16 protein-coding genes and 1 pseudogene are annotated in these 17,844 nt (G+C 41.5%); 5 read left to right on the top strand and 12 right to left on the bottom strand.

From position 1 onward, the window contains the following. Window positions 1-72: 72 nt before the first annotated feature. Window positions 73-1,125 (bottom strand): 23S rRNA (adenine(2503)-C(2))-methyltransferase RlmN, encoded by a 1,053-nt coding sequence (gene rlmN / locus GR160_RS16415; RefSeq protein WP_160750979.1) that lies wholly within the window; start codon window positions 1,123-1,125, stop codon window positions 73-75. A 395-nt stretch (window positions 1,126-1,520) separates the two neighbouring features. Further along, window positions 1,521-3,791 carry a T9SS type A sorting domain-containing protein gene (locus tag GR160_RS16410; RefSeq protein WP_160750978.1) on the bottom strand — a complete coding sequence of 757 codons (2,271 nt, stop codon included), beginning with the start codon at window positions 3,789-3,791 and terminating at the stop codon, window positions 1,521-1,523. Window positions 3,792-3,913: 122 nt separating this feature from the next. On the opposite strand from GR160_RS16410, the gene GR160_RS16405 reads away from it, so the two are divergent. After that, window positions 3,914-4,555 (top strand): O-methyltransferase, encoded by a 642-nt coding sequence (locus tag GR160_RS16405; RefSeq protein WP_160750977.1) that lies wholly within the window; start codon window positions 3,914-3,916, stop codon window positions 4,553-4,555. 2 nt (window positions 4,556-4,557) lie between these two features. On the opposite strand, the gene GR160_RS16400 is transcribed toward GR160_RS16405, so the two are convergent. The 8 genes from GR160_RS16400 to GR160_RS16365 all read right to left on the bottom strand — a co-directional run bounded on the left by GR160_RS16400 (window position 4,558) and on the right by GR160_RS16365 (window position 11,113). Next, entirely contained in the window at window positions 4,558-5,127 is a 570-nt protein-coding gene (locus tag GR160_RS16400) for a phosphatase PAP2 family protein (protein WP_160750976.1), read from the bottom strand. Between the two features lies 1 nt (window position 5,128). Beyond that, window positions 5,129-5,422, bottom strand: coding sequence for a twin-arginine translocase TatA/TatE family subunit (locus GR160_RS16395; protein WP_160750975.1), 294 nt, complete (start codon window positions 5,420-5,422; stop codon window positions 5,129-5,131). 104 nt (window positions 5,423-5,526) lie between these two features. Then, the gene (locus GR160_RS16390; RefSeq protein ID WP_160750974.1) at window positions 5,527-5,826 is read right to left on the bottom strand and encodes a type II toxin-antitoxin system RelE/ParE family toxin; all 300 of its coding nucleotides are present in this window, start codon (window positions 5,824-5,826) and stop codon (window positions 5,527-5,529) included. Beyond that, window positions 5,801-6,043, bottom strand: a complete 243-nt coding sequence (locus tag GR160_RS16385) for a hypothetical protein (RefSeq protein WP_160750973.1) — start codon at window positions 6,041-6,043, stop codon at window positions 5,801-5,803. The genes GR160_RS16390 and GR160_RS16385 overlap by 26 nt, the downstream gene beginning before the upstream one ends. A gap of 100 nt (window positions 6,044-6,143) precedes the next feature. After that, on the bottom strand, window positions 6,144-7,142 hold the full coding sequence (locus GR160_RS16380) for a T9SS type A sorting domain-containing protein (RefSeq protein ID WP_160750972.1): 999 nt from the start codon (window positions 7,140-7,142) through the stop codon (window positions 6,144-6,146). Between the two features lie 104 nt (window positions 7,143-7,246). Continuing rightward, window positions 7,247-9,499, bottom strand: a complete 2,253-nt coding sequence (locus GR160_RS16375; RefSeq protein WP_160750971.1) for a M1 family metallopeptidase — start codon at window positions 9,497-9,499, stop codon at window positions 7,247-7,249. A 4-nt stretch (window positions 9,500-9,503) separates the two neighbouring features. Further along, entirely contained in the window at window positions 9,504-10,007 is a 504-nt protein-coding gene (locus GR160_RS16370) for a DUF6702 family protein (protein ID WP_160750970.1), read from the bottom strand. 524 nt (window positions 10,008-10,531) lie between these two features. Beyond that, window positions 10,532-11,113 carry a tRNA-(ms[2]io[6]A)-hydroxylase gene (locus GR160_RS16365; protein WP_160750969.1) on the bottom strand — a complete coding sequence of 194 codons (582 nt, stop codon included), beginning with the start codon at window positions 11,111-11,113 and terminating at the stop codon, window positions 10,532-10,534. A gap of 150 nt (window positions 11,114-11,263) precedes the next feature. Between GR160_RS16365 and GR160_RS16360 the strand changes: the two genes are divergently transcribed. Together GR160_RS16360 and GR160_RS16355 are read left to right on the top strand one after the other, a co-directional pair. Beyond that, entirely contained in the window at window positions 11,264-11,500 is a 237-nt protein-coding gene (locus GR160_RS16360; protein WP_160750968.1) for a hypothetical protein, read from the top strand. Next, the gene (locus GR160_RS16355; protein WP_160750967.1) at window positions 11,482-11,784 is read left to right on the top strand and encodes a type II toxin-antitoxin system RelE/ParE family toxin; all 303 of its coding nucleotides are present in this window, start codon (window positions 11,482-11,484) and stop codon (window positions 11,782-11,784) included. The genes GR160_RS16360 and GR160_RS16355 overlap by 19 nt, the downstream gene beginning before the upstream one ends. 34 nt (window positions 11,785-11,818) lie before the next feature. Here GR160_RS16355 and hutF read toward each other — a convergent pair whose 3' ends face one another. Both hutF and GR160_RS16345 read right to left on the bottom strand, forming a co-directional pair. Further along, on the bottom strand, window positions 11,819-13,201 hold the full coding sequence (gene hutF / locus GR160_RS16350; protein WP_160750966.1) for a formimidoylglutamate deiminase: 1,383 nt from the start codon (window positions 13,199-13,201) through the stop codon (window positions 11,819-11,821). After that, a complete protein-coding gene (locus GR160_RS16345) occupies window positions 13,201-13,998 on the bottom strand; it encodes an N-formylglutamate amidohydrolase (protein ID WP_160750965.1) in 798 nt (265 codons plus the stop codon). The genes hutF and GR160_RS16345 overlap by 1 nt, the downstream gene beginning before the upstream one ends. Before the next feature lie 166 nt (window positions 13,999-14,164). On the opposite strand from GR160_RS16345, the pseudogene GR160_RS16340 reads away from it, so the two are divergent. Together GR160_RS16340 and GR160_RS16335 are read left to right on the top strand one after the other, a co-directional pair. Continuing rightward, a pseudogene (locus GR160_RS16340) lies at window positions 14,165-15,115 on the top strand (2-hydroxyacid dehydrogenase); the annotation flags it as partial. 500 nt (window positions 15,116-15,615) lie between these two features. Beyond that, window positions 15,616-17,838, top strand: a complete 2,223-nt coding sequence (locus GR160_RS16335) for a sensor histidine kinase (protein ID WP_160750964.1) — start codon at window positions 15,616-15,618, stop codon at window positions 17,836-17,838. Window positions 17,839-17,844: the final 6 nt, after the last annotated feature.

Below are 17,844 nucleotides of genomic sequence, written 5' to 3'. Positions count from 1 at the left end.
GCACCGAATGTAATAAAGTTGAAGGCTGTAAAGTTAAAAGTTGGATACCTTGCAGTGCAATTCTTAATTAAATTAACTAACTGCCTCGTTCTTATTAGCCAGCTGCCCACAGGCCGCATCTATATCTTTACCACGGCTGCGACGCACTTTAACCACAATATCGGCACGCTCAAGAGCTTTAATGTAGGCGTTTATTGTGGCTTCATCGGCCTGTTGAAACTCGCCATCGTCTATTGGGTTATATTCTATAAGGTTTACTTTGCATGGCGCGTATTTGCAAAAGCGCACCAGGGCATCTATATCTTCTTTACGGTCATTAATTCCTTTCCAAACCACATATTCATAGGTTATGCGGCTTTTGGTCTTGGCATACCAATATTGTAAAGACTCTTTAAGATCGGCAAGCGGAAAGTTGGTACTGAACGGCATAATTTTAGACCTTACCTCATCTATCGCCGAATGCAATGATACTGCCAGTTTAAACTTAACCTCATCATCGGCCAGTTTTTTTATCATTTTGGGCAAACCCGACGTAGATACGGTAATCCTTTTAGGGCTCATGCCCAACCCTTCCGGCGATGTTATCTTTTCTATAGCCTTGATTACATTATTATAGTTCATGAGCGGTTCGCCCATGCCCATAAACACAATATTGCTAAGCGGACGGTTATGGTATAAACGGCTCTCGCTGTCTATGGCTGCCACCTGGTCGTAAATTTCATCCGGATTAAGGTTACGCATCCGTTTTAGCCTTGCCGTAGCGCAAAAATTACAGTCAAGACTGCAACCCACCTGGCTGCTCACGCAGGCAGTAGTACGAGTTTCGGTAGGAATAAGCACACTTTCTACCACAAGGCCATCATGCAAACGCACGGCATTCTTTACGGTGCCGTCACTGCTTTGCTGCATTTGGTCTACATGAATGTGGTTTATTACAAAATTGTCCTGTAGCATTTGGCGGGTGGTTTTGCCAATACTTGTCATATCATCAAAAGTATGCACGCGTTTGTTCCACAGCCATTCATATACCTGATTGCCTCTAAACGCTTTATCGCCATGTGCCACAAAAAAATCGCGAAGCTGCTCTTTTGTTAGCGCCCTTATATCTTTCTTCTCCGTTTGCATGCTGCAAAGGTAGTAACTATTTGCTAATTTGATAATATGTTGATTTGGCTATTTGTGTTTGTGATAGTTATACCAATATCAATATAATTTAGCCTGAGTGCTTTTTCACGCAAAGTCGCAGAGGCGCAAAGCTGCATACTGATTACTACTGCTTTTGAGCGACTGTAAGGCGCAAAGTTTTGCGACTTACAGTCGCTTGGATTGCCTTAATAAGTTTCTCGCTTTGCACCTCTGCGACTTAGCGTGAAAATAAGTATAATAACCAATTATGCTTTTAGTAATATATTGATTTGGCTATTCATTAATTCAGTTATTTGTGTTTGTGATAGTCATAAAAAACAAAAAAAGCCCCACAGTAAAATACTGCAGGGCCTTGGGGAATTATAAAAACCTTATTATTCCTTAACTAATTTAAATGTAGCTTCTTTTCCTGTTGATTGTTCTGTCACCTTAAGCATATATACTCCATTAGCGGCATTGCTTATGTTTATGGTGCTGCCATTGGTCATTTTTCCACTGTTTATTTTTTGCCCCATAACATTGTACATCTGATAGTCCAGATTTTGATATGCCCCAGCTACTGTTATGTTATATATACCTGCAGATGGGTTAGGGTATATTTTTACAGCATTTTTAAAAGCACTGTTTTTTACCGCTGCGGTTTCTTCAAGCTTAAACTTTACCGTTACAGATGACCCAAATTCGCCACCTTCAAAAATCACATCTCCGGCCTCGGTTATAAGGCTAAAATTTCCTTCACCATATTCGCAGCAAATACCGTCTCCTGCATCATCGTTCATAGTAAAGATATAGCATCCTGCTGTAAGCTCAAAGGTTTGGTTATCGGTTACCGGGTTAAAAGACCAGTAAATATCCTGATCATACAATACTGTGCCTGCCTCATCAGTTATTTGCCATGATGTTTCGTAAGGATAATCATCCGAAACAAAATCGAACACCACATTGCCTACAGTATAAACCGGAACCTCCTCTACTTCGAAATCCTTTGTTGCTGTATTATTGTTCTCAAAATCATCCGTACCGTTGTTTGGGTTGGTTACTGTAAAGGTAAAGTTGTTTTGTCCCGTTATGCCTTCCAGCACATCAAGCTGTATGTCTTCATATTCATTAGTAGCAAGATTACCCGCCCAGTCAATTACAACAGGCTCAGCGTTGTTAAGCACATAGCTCAGCGTTGCTGTTGTAAGTGTGTTTGTACCCCTGTTATTCAAACGTAAAACCGGTGCTACAGTATGGCCGCAAACATCCTGCCCCAATGTGCTTATAACCGCCCTAGCATCGAGTGCATAAACCTCTACAGGAGGGTAATATTCAAGTGTCATAGCACCGGTGTTCAATGGATCAAGCCAGTCGCTAAGCCTTGTAGCCGCCGTTGTACCTGCACTCCATGATACATCAAAACGCCCATAAACATCATATTGTCCGTTATCTGTAGTGCCTGTACAGGCCGAATTACCTCCATATAGTTGCCCACGCAGATAGCCAAAATTATCATATATCGGAGAGCCTGACGAACCTCCTTCAGTAACCCCTATATCCCAGTCTTCTATACGCCACATATTTTCTTCGGTTGTAAGTGGACCATAATCACGGCAGGCCTTCATGATATCTCCGGCCGGGTGGTGTATCCCAAAAACCGACTCAGGTGCGGTGCTGCTCCTGTCCCATCCTGCAAATATCAAATCCCACTCCGAAGGAATGTCGGCAGTTATTTCCACTAGGCAGAAATCACTTTCGGTACGCCTTGCGCGCAATGTAGCACCACTAAGCGTTTGATAATAATCAGGTGCATTAGTAGTACTGTCCTGTGTACCTGCACAAACCGGGTTAGGACTTATCCAGTTAAACCTAAATGCCCATTGGGCAGGATCGCTGTAGCAATGGTTTGCGGTTAAAAAATAAGGTGTTCCGTCGTTGGCTGTATTGTTTACTAGGCCTCCGCTGCAAAAGCTTGAATTGTTGGTAATAATTAGCCCAACCGCTTTTTTATTAATTTCCTTAAACTGCTCTATATCATCTATAAAACAATCCACGTCTACGTTACAATCACCACTGCCATTCAGGTCGTCGTCCGGTGCTTTTGTAAGCCCTTCGTCCTGGGTGCGGTAGCCATGTACAACTTTAAATATTTCAAGTTTACCCTGTCCTGCCACAGCAGCAGGTTCAAAATACTCTATCCATATATCCTGGCCTTTTACAAGCCAGGTACCCAAAACCCTTTGCTCGTTGTTTTGGCGGGCATCATAAGCTCCAAGCAGGTCAGTATGGGCATTGTTGTATAAATATACTTTTGCACCGGCTGGCATGTAATAATCGCTGAATAAAAAGTTTAGAGTTTTAGCCCCTTCTGATTTATAGCGTATTCTCCATATCCTGTCTCCGCTTGGCAACGTGTGCCATTTGCCGCTATTGGTAAGATTATGGTCTACAAAAAACTCGTAGCCAAAACGCCACGGTATGTCTTTGCGGTTTTCGTTGGCTTTGTCTTCAGCCTGTAGTGCTGCAAGATCAAAAGCAGGCATTGTAATAGGCTTTACTGTTTCAAGATTTTCAATCTTCCAGCTCAGAGGTTTACCCTGATTGGTTACCTGTGCAAAACCCGAATAAAAACAGGCAAGCAGCAGTAGCGTAATTTTCAATTTCATTGTATAAAGTTTAGGTTTTGTAAAAGTAATTTTTTTAATTACACTATAACACATTGGTTATTTTAATATTAAGCTTTTTACCTATAAAAAAGGTTTGTTTACCTTTGCCTAAAATATAGTTTATGCATTTTATATCGGAAGAGCTTGAAGATTATGCCGCTAACCACAGTGAGAACGAACCTGCGCTGCTTGCTGCACTAAATCGTGAAACCCACCAAAAAATATTGCAGCCGCGCATGCTTAGCGGACATTTTCAGGGCAGGGTGCTTAGCATGATAGCCAAGCTTGTTAATCCAAATCACATACTCGAAATTGGCACTTTTACAGGCTATGCCACCCTTTGTCTTGCCGAAGGTTTACAGGCAGGCGGAACTCTTGACACCATCGACAATAATGAGGAACTGTATGATTTTCAGAAGAAGTATTTTCACCTTTCGCAATGGAGTGGGCAAATAACCCAGCACCTTGGAAATGCCATTGACATTATACCTGCACTGAACAAAAAATTTGACCTTGTTTTTATTGACGCCGATAAGGAAAACTATATTAACTACTTTAATATAATTGTGCCGCTAATGAATAAAGGCGGAATTATATTAAGCGATAATGTTTTATGGAGTGGTAAGATCTTAGAGCCCGTAAAACCAAACGACCGCAGCACCAAAATTTTGCTTGAATACAACAAACTGCTTAAGGAAGACCCACGCGTAGAAACTGTATTGTTACCCATTAGAGACGGGCTTACAGTCAGCAGAGTACTATAAATTTATTGTTGCAGAAAGTTATATCGGTCACGCAGGTATTTGTAAAGCAAAAATATAACCCATCCGGTTAAAAGGCCATATAAATATCCGCAAAGGATATCGCCAGGATAGTGCAGCCCAAGATAAATACGGCTGTAGCCAAATATAAAAGGCCATAAAAAAAACAAACCTATATACTTTACATATGGCTTAAGTATGTTGTAAGCCAAAAAAGTAACCGCCATAGAGTTTGAAGCATGCCCCGATACAAAACTGAATGAAATACGTCTTTGCACTGCCCTTATTACATCGGCAATTTCGGGGTTATTGCACGGGCGGGGGCGCTTTACAAGAAATTTGATAAGATTAGTAGTTTGGTCTGTAAATAAAATTACAAGGGCAACCATGCCCAATACTAAAAAAGCATGTTTTTTGCCTAACTTTTTAAAGGCATAATAAACCACAACGGCAAAAACAGGTATCCAGTAATAAAACCTTGTAATCATTTCCCAAAACGGGTCGAATGTTTGGGAGCCAAGGCTGTTGAAGTAAACAAAAATATCAGTATCTAATTGCTGCAGTTTTTCGAGCATGCTATCTTATGCGTTTTATGGGTCCGGACATATCTTCTATATCTTCCTTTACTTTATCTATCTCGGCGCGGATATCATTTTGAGGACCCTCATTGCCAATTTCTGTAAAGGTTTTTTTCAGTCCGTCTAAGTCGGCACTGTTATGTATTTCGCTTTTAATTTCGTTAGTAGCGTTCTTTAGCTGTTGCATGCCTTTTGCAAGGCCGCGGGCTATTTCAGGTATTTTATCCGATCCAAAAAGCATCAGTACCACAAGTATAATCAGAAAAAACTCTCCGCCTCCTATTCCAAACATAGCTGTAAACTTTTAAAATACAAATGTAATTATAATTACGTTTTGATAGAGGTTATGGATGTTGATTTGGCTAAATTCCGGGTTATTTAACTTTAGGACGACTGCTAAAGCGGCTTCTTCGATGGATTGCGCCATGTATTGAATACTGAAAAAACTATTATTGCATTCCCTGTAAACTGATATACCACAACAAAAGGGAATTTAGAAACAATTGCTTCTCTATACGGAGATCTTTTAATTTGATAGTGCTCTGGATTAACAGTAATATCTGTAATAGTTGACTCTATATATTTTAAGAATCTTATTCCAAGATCTTTATTGAGTTCTGAATAATAGTAATATGATTCGAAGATGTCTAAACGAGCTTCTTCTTTGATTTCAAGAGTGTAGCCCTTTTTTTTCACCTAATAGATCTTTTTTTATTTCTTCCCATGTAAAAGATTTGCTTTCTCCCTTTTCGTGCCTTTCTCTCCGCTCATCAAGCATTGCATAAAAAGACTCATCACCTGTGAATTGTTGCTGTTCTTCTTCAAGAATGGCACGCACCCTGCTTAAAACACTCTCTTTAGATGTGTGTATGAGCATTTCTATTAATTCTAATTTTGACACTTCAATATCCATAGCCTGATAATTTGATATAAAGATATTAAAATACTAAACGCGGCAATATCCTTTTTATTTAAAAAATATTGCCGCGTTTACGTAATGTTGAATGCTATTTCTACCTCTTGATCATCTTCTGTACACTTACTCCATACTCTGTCTGTACAGCAACATTATATATACCCACACTCAGATGGCTTACCTGAATATCGCTTGCCGATGCAGATCGTAATACCGTCCTGCCTGAAAAATCGGTTATGGTTACACCTTTAACTGCAGCATCGCCCGAAAAATGAAGCACATCAGCCACAGGGTTTGGTGCAATTGATACTTTGGCAGCAGAAAACTTATCCGTACCCATAGTTGCCGAATAAATTTCGTAGGTAGATGTGGTTTCATCTATGCCTGCAAGCGGCAGGTTAAGCGTAGTGGTCGTACTCCTGAAAACAGGATCAGTAGTCGACTGGCTGCTGTAATAAAGGTAAATGGTTTGGCTGGCAGTTCCTAAAGATATTGGTATAGGGCTTGCAGTAAAAGTAAGGCTTTGTGTTATTTTTAAACGTGTAACAGGTGTATTAGCAGGAATGCCGCCAATATTTGCCGAAAAAGTACCGTAGGCATCTACCGCTACTGTAGCAGTTCCTGTAAATGTTCCGGTGGCTCCCATACCTGTAAAAGTTCCTGCAACAGGATCTTCGTTATTATAGCCATAGCTTAAAGGAAACTGGCCTATAAAACCATTATTGGTGCTGTAGCTTAAAACCACATCAAAAAATGTTACACCTGTAATAGATGCCCCTGTTGAAGGAAGTGCCAAATAAATATCGTTAACTGTGTCCTGTCCTTCTAAAGTGCTTGTAGTGCGTACTACAGCAGTAGTATTAGGAAATTCGGCAGAGATATCCGGCAGTGTTTCCGTAACCGATGTACCGATAGAAACCAACGAATTGAAATCCCATGTTAGGTCAGGCCCAGCAGGGGTTTGGTTAATATCTGTAGTAGACATTACAACATCATAATGCGTTGCGGGAGCCAGCGGAGTATAAAACCCCGGTATTTCCTGAGCCACAACAGCGGCTGAGGCAACTAAAAAAGAAAAAAGTAATTTTGTTTTCATAAGCTATTTTTAATTAATTTCCTCAAAAATAGCAATTAAGCCCTAAAAAACCTTACCCTTATCATTAAAATTAGCTAAAATTTATATGATTATTTCTTAAAATCTTAGTCAAACTTGCTTTTTACAGTCTCTTTAGGCCATGTATTGTTACTAACATCTATATCAGCAGTTTGCAGCTTAGGATCTACCGTTATTTTTCTAACCGGCTTTTCTGTTGCAAACACACGGCTGGCTGTTTGGTTATTTTTTCTCCATATCTGTACCGGAAAGGTATAGGTTTGGGTAGTGCCGTCTTCAAAGGTAAGTTCGGCAATAATTGGCATCAGCATATCGCCCGGTTTATCAAAAGTTACCTCATAAAAATACTTTGGCTGTTTAAGTTTAGCACGTTCTTCTGCTGTAAATTTCTCATTTACATAATCGTTAAGCAACTTGACGTTATTTACTGCCAAAGGTTTTTTAAGGGCCGTATTAAAATCTGGACCTTCGCTAACCATATATACGAACGGACCTTTCTCTTCGCCAAAACGCCCCCTGCGAATATAAACATCTTTTGCATCTTTTGGCTGCGTTTCGGTAACATAATATTGCTTCACATCCGCTATACCAATATCTACATAATCGGTGCTGAAAAACCATCCACGCCAAAACCAGTCCAGGTCTACCGCACTGGCATCCTCCATAGTTCGAAAAAAATCATCGGGCGTTGGGTGTTTAAACATCCAGCGGTTGGAGTATGTTTTAAACGCATGGTCAAAAAGCTCATGCCCCATAATAATTTCCCGTAAAATATTCAAACCCGTTGCCGGCTTGCCATAAGCATTCGCCCCAAACTGATGTATAGATTCTGAGTTGGTCATTATCGGCTCTAAAAACTTCTGGTCGCCGCTCATGTAAGGCACTATCTTGGCGGCAGGCCCACGGCGCGACGGATAGTTAGGCTCATATTCCTGTTCGGTTAAATATTCTAAAAAGGTATTAAGTCCCTCATCCATCCAGGTCCATTGCCTTTCGTCAGAGTTTACTATCATCGGGAAGAATATATGCCCCACCTCATGAATAATTACACTGGTCATGCCATACTTAATTTGATCGCTTACAAAACCATTCTCGTCAGGGCGACCATAGTTCCAGCATATCATAGGATATTCCATGCCCTGATCTGCTGCAGAGACTGATACCGCTTTAGGATATGGATAATCGAACGTATATTTTGAATAGGTTTTTAGCGTATGCGCCACAATTTTGGTTGAGTTATCACCCCACAGCGGATTGCTCTCTTTAGGATACAGCGAAATAGCCATAGCCGTTTTTGTAGCAAGCTGCACCGCCATGGCATCATAAATAAACTTACGCGATGTCGAGAAACCAAAGTCCCTAACGTTTGTTGCCTTAAACTTCCACGTTTTCTTTTTGTCCGAAAATGCTTTTTCAGCAGCTTCAGCCTCCTGCTGAGTTACCACCACTACAGGTTTATCAAAAGTTTTAGTAGCCTGCTCATAGCGTTTTAGCTGTTCAGCCGTAAACACTTCTTTGCGGTTAAGCAGGTCGCCGGTGGCTTCCATAATGTGGTCAGCAGGTACGGTAATGTTCACCTCAAAATTGCCAAATGGCAGCGCGAACTCTCCCGCGCCCCAAAACTGCATGTTCTGCCACCCCTCCACATCGTTATATACTGCCATGCGCGGATAAAACTGTGCTATTACATACAGGTTGTTATTGTCTTTATCAAAATGTTCATAGCCAGACCTGCCACCTATAACCTGGTAATTGTTAATATTATACCACCACTTTATTGAGAACACTATTTTTTCTCCATGCTTTAGCGGCTTAGGCAAATCAATACGCATCATGGTTTGGTTAACAGTGTAGTTCATAGCCTTGCCAGAAGCATCTTTTACATATTCCAGTTTAAAACCACCATCAAACTCCTGCTCCATGTAGCGGCGTGCAAAACCTTCTGCCTTGTAGGCAGCATCCATTTTCTGGCTCTCTACCAATTTCGATTTAGAATCGGCAGCATGCTGGTTTTGGTCTAACTGTACCCATAGGTAATCAAGGCTTTCGGGCGCGTTGTTGTGGTAAGTAATGGTTTCTGTACCATAAAGTTTGGTATTCTTATCGTCTATCTCAACATCAATTTTATAGTCGGCCTGTTGTTGGTAGTAAGCAGGTCCGGGTGCCCCCGATGCCGTGCGGAACATATTTGGCGTAGCCAACAAATCGTACATCTGGCTAAAAGGGTTGTTATCTTTATGGCCGGGTTCGCGTTTTGCAGCAGGGGTTGTGGGCGTTGTTTGTGCTATGCCCTGAAATGCAATTGCTATGACCGATAGTGTGCAGAGTAACTTTTTCATACGCTTAAAAATCTAAAGTTCCCGTAGGGGTATCTACTGTAAGCAGCAGGCTTTTTTTAGTGCCGTTTACCTGGGTGTGAATTATATTTTGCTGTTCGCTGTGGGCTTCAAACAAAAATGTGTTATCTACCTGTAACGATTTTATGCTTTCGGGTGCCGAAACGGTAAAATAGCACAGTAGTACGTCGTCTTCCGTTTCGCGCATTTTGTAGGTTAATGCAAAAGCTTTACCGTTTACCTTTAAGTGCATTTTTTCGGCAAAGTATTTTTTCAGGTATTCTGTAGTTTCGGGTATTTCTTTAGTGGTGCACAGGTATAATTTTTTGCCGTATTTTTTAGAGAGCGCAGCATCAAGGTCGTCTATAAAAACGCGCGATGTTATTTGCAACTGTTTTTTTGCCGGAGCATACTCTATTTGGAAAACCGCCACGTAGAATTTGTGTACCCCTGCCGAAGTGAGGGCAAGCAACGCAATAAAGAGGAATATGTTGCGGGTTAGGGTTTTCATTTCCCAAAAATAGAAAACAAAATTGGTTTTATATAATACTAACAGTATTAATGGATGATTTTACAACACGCTTGTTTTCACGTGTCGTCATTGCGAGTTTTTAAATCCCGGGACTCTGAAGGTGAAATGACATTGAGCTGTTAATTCAAAATGGAATATTGGTTACGCTATTTTTACCGCAAGGCGCACAAGGTTTTTCACAAAGATCACGGGGAATTACGCTTCGCTTTTAGGTTCACAAGGCTAAGCCTGCCAGAAATATGCATAAAGCCTTGTGAACTTTGTAAGGCAACTTGTTGTCCGCTGTGTACATTATTCACAACTGTGTGTTCATAGTGAAAAACCTTGTGCGCCTTGTGGTAAAATTAACCCTGTCAGATTCAACTCATATAATATGTCGTGGATAGCGTAGTGCAACAGAGTGAAGCAATCTTTTCTGAATCAGATTGCTTCGTCGTTCCTCCTCGCAATGACGGCATGTAAAAAATTATCTGTTCAGAAGTAAGACGCAATGCATTGCGTCTCTACCCATGCACAGCGCCCGTTTTACCATAACTCTGTATCAGTTCCCCCTCATATTCCAGCCATTCTGCCCAGCGTTTCTCTACATCCACATCGGTGGCATACTTGCGCGCAAAGTTTAAAAAAGTAGTGTAGTGTGTGGCTTCGCTAACCATAAGGTCGTAGTAAAACTTAGCCAGTTCTTTATCGCTTATGTTTTGATACAGTACCCTGAAACGTTCGCAACTGCGGGCCTCAATCATGGCAGCAAAGAGCAACCTGTCTATAAACGATTCGTTACGGCTACAGTTCTTTTTGGCAAACTTAACCAGCTGGCTCACATAATCGTCTTTCTTTTCGCGACCTAAACTGTACCCGCGCTGCTTAATGATCTCTACCACCATATTGAAATGCTCCATCTCTTCAATAGCAATTTCGGCCATTTTTTGTACCAGCTCTATATGTTCGCTATTGTTTGTAATAAGGTAAAGAGCATTGGCCGCTGCCTTTTGCTCACACCAGGCATGGTCAGTAAGAATTTCTTCGAGGTTACTTTCGGCAATATTGGCCCAACGTGGGTCGGTCAGCAGTTTTAGTCCAAGCATGGCATGAAATTTTGTGCTAATTTAGGTAAAACCCAAAAACGTTGCAATCCAGTCCCGGATTAAGAAAAGAACACAGAAAACATTTTAACGCATGCTATTGAACATGTGTCCAAAAAATGATTATTTTTGATATAATACAGATATTACATTATGGACATTTCTGCACAAATTAAAGATGACCTTATTTCGAGAATTAAAAATTCTGATAATCTGGATTTTTTAAGGACGCTTCAAACCCTATTTGATGCTTCTGAGCAGTCTTTATTTTCGTTAAGCAACCAACAGAAAGACTCGATTGAGGAAGGCAGAGAGCAAATCAGGAATGGACGTTTTCACACTAACGAATCTGTACTATCCGAAATGAAGGAATGGCTATCAAAGAAATAGTATGGTCTGAATTGGCTAAAGCCGAGTTTGCCAATGTGCTTGAATTTTATTTATTTCGGAATGGAAATGCCAATTACAGTCAAAACTTACTTACGGAAGTAGAAGAACTTCTGAATATTTTAAGCCAGAATGAACTAATAGGCAGGCTCACCCAAAATAAAATTACCCGTGTAATTCCAATACAATACTATCTGCTGTTTTATGAGATAAACAACAACAGGATAGAGATCGTATCATTTTGGGACAATAGACAGGATCCTGAAAAGAATAAGATTATTTTTTAGTCTAAATTGCTGCGCTTCGGTCGAAATAGAAGAGCTAAACTCTCGTTCCTAATTCCCTCATAACCCTTACAAAATTTTCAACAACCTCATCCCTTTTATTACCTAATCCGGCACGGCTAATCCATTTACCGCCCACTATGGTTCCGGCAATGTCGCTAACATCGGCCGTGTACACAAAGGTATTGCAAAGGTTTTGCAACGACGCAGTTGCTACCAGTGGCGATGTTGCCTTTAGTACCACAGCATCAAACGGCTGGCCTGCAGCAAAGAACTGTTCATGAGGCGCGCCCATGGCTTTACGCCCTGCCTGCCATGCCATTTTAAGGGCATTAAAACCACTGTTTCCCTTTTGTGGCTGCACAAATGTGGTACGCTTATGCGAAATTAAACGTTGCCCGTAATCTAAAATACGTAACTCTTCGAGTGGGTTGAGCCCCACATGGCTATCAGTGCCAATACTCCAGTTCCCTTTATGGTTCTTATAGTCTTCAAAGCTAAAAAGCCCATCGCCAAGATTACCCTCTGTACTTGGGCACAGCACTACGTTAGCACCGCTTTTGGCAATGCCTTTTACTTCGCTTTCATCTAAATGGGTAGCATGTACCAAATGATAGTTTTCATTAACGCTACAGTTATCCAGCAGCCATTGCACCGGGCGTTTTCCATGATAAGCAAGGCAGTCTTCTATTTCTTTTAACTGTTCTGATACATGAATGTGGAACGGCCTGCTGCCATCGAGCGCATTGCAAACGGCAACAACATCCTGCGGCTTTACCGCACGTAATGAGTGTATGCCTATACCCACCGTGGCATTATCATAAGCTTTGGCAGTTTCAACAGTGCTATCGAGCAGTTTATAATAATCTTCTATAGTTGCAGATATAAATCGCTTTTGGCGTTCTACAGGTTCCTGCCCAAAACCTCCCTGCTGATAGAACATAGGCACAAGCGTTATACGGATGCCTGCCGTTTTAGCGGCAGCCATTAGTCGCTCTCCCATTTCGGCAAGATTAGCGTAAGGCTTTCCGTCTTTATCGTGGTGCAGGTAATGAAATTCTGCCACAGCAGTATAGCCATGGCGTGCCATTTCGGTGTACAACATTGTTGCAACAGCTTCCATTTGCTCAGGAGAGAGCGTTAAAGCCAGGCCATACATGGCATTGCGCCAGCTCCAAAAATCGTCGGCCAAATCTGTGTCCGTGTGTAGCTCTGCCAAACCCGCCATAGCATACTGAAAAGCATGCGAGTGGGCATTCTGGAAACCCGGCAATGCGTACCCATTTACATATTCGCCCTCATGATTTTCGCTTTCGTTGATTGAAAGAATATTACCCAAAAAATCGAGCTTTACAACAGCATTTTGTATCCAACCCTCTTCGGTAAGCAGGGCTTTAAAAGTATAGGTAGTGGCAGCCATTATGCCTGTAGGGTTTTTATAAGTTGTTCAAAAACAGTTTTAAGTATCTGCCTGATCTGTGCGGCATTCTGTTCGTCATACTTCGTTTCGGAGGCATCCATATAATTGGTCTTCGCCATTTCAAGCTGTAACGCGTGTATGTTGCTTTCGGGTTTGCCAAAACTGCGGGTAATCTGTCCGCCCTTAAACGGATGGTTGTGTTCGGCCTTAAACCTGTCGTTTTGTAATGCTTCCCATGCAGTGTTGATTATTTCTTCCGAAGCCGATTTGCCATCGTTATCGCCCAATATCAAATCAGGGAATGCCTCCTCCTGAATACCGGGCACCACTTTGCGAATAGAGTGTGCATCGAACAGCAGTGCCTTTCCAAACTCAGTTTTGGTTTGTTCCAGTAACTTTTCTATCTGCTCATGATATTCTATGTAGTATTTATGAACACGCTCGGCAATTTCATGCTCATCCGGCTCACCTGATTGGTACAACGGCTCACCGTTAAAGTTGGTTAGCGGCACCAGTCCGGTAATTACACGACCATCGGTATACAGCGGCTTGCTTTCGGGGTCGCGGTTCAGGTCAATTACCCATCGGCTATAGTTTGCCTTAATAACGGTTATGCCTAACGAAGGGGCAAAATCATATAGTTTATCAATATACCAATCGGTATCATCCGGGTTTTGTACTTTGTCAGAATGCAGGCGGGTAGCAATTTCCTCAGGAAAATAAGTACCTGCGTGCGGCACACTCAATATAATGGGAACTTTTGTTGCAGTAGGTTGTGTAATGTGGAATAATTCCATAACGATCGGTATATTTTTTTGCGTACTAACAAAGATACATATTTTAGAGTTTATGTTTTACTGTATTGCCCAACGAAGACACAGCTTAAAAAGTTAGCTGCACTTTATTAAATATGCTTAAAAACTATTGCTTTATGTAACTTTGCACAAACAACACAACAACGCTATGCATTTGCAAGACACGGTTAAAATACTTCACATAGACAGCAACCACCCTATATTGTGGAATACTTTGGAAGAAGCAGGCTTTAGCAACGAGGCCGACTATAAATCGACCAAAGAAGAGGTGGAAGCCAAAATACACAACTACAGCGGTGTTGTAATTCGCAGCCGCTTTAAAATAGACAAACAGTTTATAGACGCTGCCAACAACCTAAAGTTTATTGCGCGTGTTGGTGCCGGGCTGGAAAGTATTGATACCGAATATGCCGAAAGCAAAGGCATTGCCCTTATTGCCGCACCAGAGGGCAACCGCAATGCTGTGGGCGAACAGGCCTTGGGCATGCTGCTGTCTTTGTTTAACAACCTGAACCGTGCCGACAGGCAAATTCGCAATGGCGAGTGGATTCGGGAAGGCAACCGTGGGCATGAACTGGATGGAAAAACCGTTGGGCTTATTGGATATGGCAACATGGGTAAATCGTTTGCCAAAAAGCTGCGCGGGTTTGATGTAGAAGTGTTGTGCTATGACATTAAACCTTTTGTAGGCGATGCCAATGCTAAGCAGGTTTCGCTGGAGGAGTTACAGGCAAAAGCTGATGTACTGAGCCTGCACACCCCCAGCACCCCGGAAACCGACACTATGGTAAATGCTGATTTTATAGACGCTTTTGCAAAACCCTTTTGGCTGATAAATACTGCACGCGGTAAAGCTGTTGTTACCAGCGCGCTGGCCGATGCCCTGCAAAACAAAAAGGTATTGGGCGCAGCACTCGATGTGCTGGAATATGAAAAATCATCTTTTGAACATTTGTTTACCGATGAAAATTTGCCACCCGCTTTTGAATATTTACTGGGAGCAGATAATGTATTGCTGTCTCCACATATTGCAGGCTGGACGTTTGAGAGCCATATAAGACTGGCAGAGGTTATTACAGATAAAATTAAAGCTCTTTATTTTGGCAACGCCACCCATACAGAACAGCAAGCAGGCGTTATAGGCATAGGCGGAATATTTTTTAAAGCCAAAGACCCCGTGGCACTGCGCAACTGGTACAAACAATACCTTGGTCTTGCTACTGATGATTATGGCTGCACTTTTTGGTGGAAAGATAACAATGGAAATGCTGCCTCTACACAATGGTCTCCGTTTAAAGAAGATACTTCTTATTTTAACCCATCGCAAAAAGAGTTTATGCAAAACTTTAGGGTGCACAACCTCGACGGCCTTTTGCTTAAGCTTAAAAACGAAGGTGTTACTATTATTGGAGAGCCTGAGACCTACGATTACGGCAAATTTGGCTGGATCATCGACCCGGAGGGTAATAAAATAGAACTGTGGCAACCCAACGACAGGGCTTTTTTGTAGGCTCCATTTGTAATATTATTCAGGTGGTTGTGTCTTAAAATTTTCATAAAGAATTTTATGGTATATTAGCCTGATTAAGTATTTTTACAATGGCCGCTACCAAACACTTATATACTATAGCATTATATTTTCTGGCTGCGCTGCTTGCCGTGCAGGCGCAAAGCCATAAAGTGCTTTTGGAGCGTTTGAGCAAACAAAGCCCCGGAACCGAAAGGGTAACCACTTTATTAGACCTTGGCAATTATTATATCTATAAAGCAGCCGATATCAAGACCGACCTGGACAGCGCCTACATTTTTACACAACAGGCCGAACAGGAAAGCAAACAGCTAAAATATACTTACGGGAGCTGCCGAAGCCTTGCCCTGTATGCCCGCATTTATGGAGCACAAAAAGACAAGGCTAAAAGCAACAGCTATGCCAACAAGGCTTTACAGGTGGCACTTGCCCACAACTATCAGGATATTGCAGGCGAGGCTTACCAAGAGCTGTATGCACAATGCAATTATTACGAAGAGCTTACCAAAAAAATGCTTTATCTGGATAAAGCTATTGCTGCTTATCGCAAAAAGAGCAGCAAACTGCAACTTGCCGATATACTTACCATTGCAGCCGAAGATTACAACTATATGGGCGACAAAGACAAGCCCATGGCTTTTATTAATGAGTCGCTGGCACTTTATAAAAGCATAGGTCATAAAGATATGGTAAATGCCTACCGTGTGGCAGGAAGCCTGTATGCATCGAGGGGTGATTACAAAAAATCGGTGCAGTACTTACTGCAGGCTGTTAAGGCTGCCGAAGACATGCAAAACATAGACGAGCTGCTAAGCTACATTTACAACCAGCTTGCAGCCAACTACCACCACTTAAAAGATAATGCACTTTCTGATAAATACCTTAAAATATCACTCGACTATGCCTTAAAAGCCGGTAATACCGAGATGGTTTACACAGCCACAAACAACATTGTTTACAGTCTTATAAACCTTGCAAAATACAAGGAGGCAGAAAAGTTTTTAAAGCGCATTTACGGGCTGCACAAACCCACGAACCCAGTAGACATTCTGACGGTTAAAGACTGTTTTTTAACCATCTATGCAAGGCTGCACCAATTTGACCGGGCAGAGGCATACAGCCGAGAAATTGTGAACCTTATTAATGCAAAAGGTACTTCTATGCCACCGCAAAGCCTGTATAATGCCTATGCTTCTTTGTGCAATTTTTATGTAGAGAAAGGCGATTATGGCACCGCCCGAAAATACCTCAACACCAACCTGATCGATATTGAAAAACGCAGTTTTACGTCAAGAAAAAGAATATACCAACTGGCTTATAAAATAGATTCAGCACAGGGCAACTTAGCACAGGCTATTACCTATCTTAAAAAAATAAAGACCGTAGACGACTCTATTTTTAACATCGAAAAGAACAAGGAGATAAGCCAACTTCAAATTTCGTATGAAACCGAAAAGAAAGATAAAGACATACTGCTTTTGAATAAAGAAAAAGAACTTCAAAAACAAAATATAGAAAAAGCGGGCATACAAAAAAATATTGCCCTTACCGGAGGGCTTATTGCCATTTTGGCTGCCATTGCCATTTTTTATGCCTACCGCAACAAACTAAAACTAACCAACCTGCTTCAAAAACAAAAAATAGAGATTACAGATAAAAATGAAAAGCTCAACAAGCTGGTAGACGAAAAAGAATGGCTGTTGAAAGAAATTCACCACCGCGTGAAAAATAACCTGCAGGTAGTAATGAGCCTGCTAAACACCCAAAGTGCCTACCTGACAGACGAAGCTGCACGCACGGCCATAACCGACAGTCAGCGACGTGTGCACTCTATTGCGCTTATACACCAACAGCTTTATAAATCAGATGATGTAAGTGCTATAAAACTGTACCGATATATAAGCGACCTTGTATCGTATTTAAAAGACACCTATGACAGAAGCCTGATAAAGTTTGATATAAACGTAGATGATATAGAACTAAATATTGCCCTGACCATGCCCATAGGGCTTATACTTAATGAAGCTATTACAAATTCGTTTAAGTATGCCTTTAATGCAGGTGAAAAAGGAAACATAAGAATATCGTTGTGCAGGCAGGACAATGGGCTTTATGAGCTATTAATAGCAGACAACGGGCGCGGCCTGCCCCCCGATTTTGATGTGCACAATTGCAACTCTCTTGGCATGGATTTGCTAAGTGGCCTTAGCGGCGACATTAACGGCGAATTTAAAATTTACAGTAACGGCGGTACAATTATACAAATAGTATTTGATGCCGATGTGACGGCTTAAATCTTT

Source organism: Flavobacterium sp. Sd200 (genome assembly GCF_009826935.1).
GTDB lineage: Bacteria > Bacteroidota > Bacteroidia > Flavobacteriales > Flavobacteriaceae > Flavobacterium.
This window is presented reverse-complemented; position numbering and strand designations above follow the sequence as displayed.

Excerpts from the sequence above, each read along its gene's own strand:
- GR160_RS16395 (WP_160750975.1), bottom strand. The coding sequence starts at position 5,422 with ATGTTTGGAATAGGAGGCGGAGAGTTTTTTCTGATTATACTTGTGGTA.
- GR160_RS16380 (WP_160750972.1), bottom strand. The coding sequence starts at position 7,142 with ATGAAAACAAAATTACTTTTTTCTTTTTTAGTTGCCTCAGCCGCTGTT.
- GR160_RS16405 (WP_160750977.1), top strand. The coding sequence starts at position 3,914 with ATGCATTTTATATCGGAAGAGCTTGAAGATTATGCCGCTAACCACAGT.
- GR160_RS16360 (WP_160750968.1), top strand. The coding sequence starts at position 11,264 with ATGGACATTTCTGCACAAATTAAAGATGACCTTATTTCGAGAATTAAA.
- GR160_RS16345 (WP_160750965.1), bottom strand. The coding sequence starts at position 13,998 with ATGGAATTATTCCACATTACACAACCTACTGCAACAAAAGTTCCCATT.
- GR160_RS16400 (WP_160750976.1), bottom strand. The coding sequence starts at position 5,127 with ATGCTCGAAAAACTGCAGCAATTAGATACTGATATTTTTGTTTACTTC.
- GR160_RS16410 (WP_160750978.1), bottom strand. The coding sequence starts at position 3,791 with ATGAAATTGAAAATTACGCTACTGCTGCTTGCCTGTTTTTATTCGGGT.
- GR160_RS16335 (WP_160750964.1), top strand. The coding sequence starts at position 15,616 with ATGGCCGCTACCAAACACTTATATACTATAGCATTATATTTTCTGGCT.
- GR160_RS16355 (WP_160750967.1), top strand. The coding sequence starts at position 11,482 with ATGGCTATCAAAGAAATAGTATGGTCTGAATTGGCTAAAGCCGAGTTT.
- rlmN (WP_160750979.1), bottom strand. The coding sequence starts at position 1,125 with ATGCAAACGGAGAAGAAAGATATAAGGGCGCTAACAAAAGAGCAGCTT.
- GR160_RS16370 (WP_160750970.1), bottom strand. The coding sequence starts at position 10,007 with ATGAAAACCCTAACCCGCAACATATTCCTCTTTATTGCGTTGCTTGCC.
- GR160_RS16385 (WP_160750973.1), bottom strand. The coding sequence starts at position 6,043 with ATGGATATTGAAGTGTCAAAATTAGAATTAATAGAAATGCTCATACAC.
- GR160_RS16365 (WP_160750969.1), bottom strand. The coding sequence starts at position 11,113 with ATGCTTGGACTAAAACTGCTGACCGACCCACGTTGGGCCAATATTGCC.
- hutF (WP_160750966.1), bottom strand. The coding sequence starts at position 13,201 with ATGGCTGCCACTACCTATACTTTTAAAGCCCTGCTTACCGAAGAGGGT.
- GR160_RS16375 (WP_160750971.1), bottom strand. The coding sequence starts at position 9,499 with ATGAAAAAGTTACTCTGCACACTATCGGTCATAGCAATTGCATTTCAG.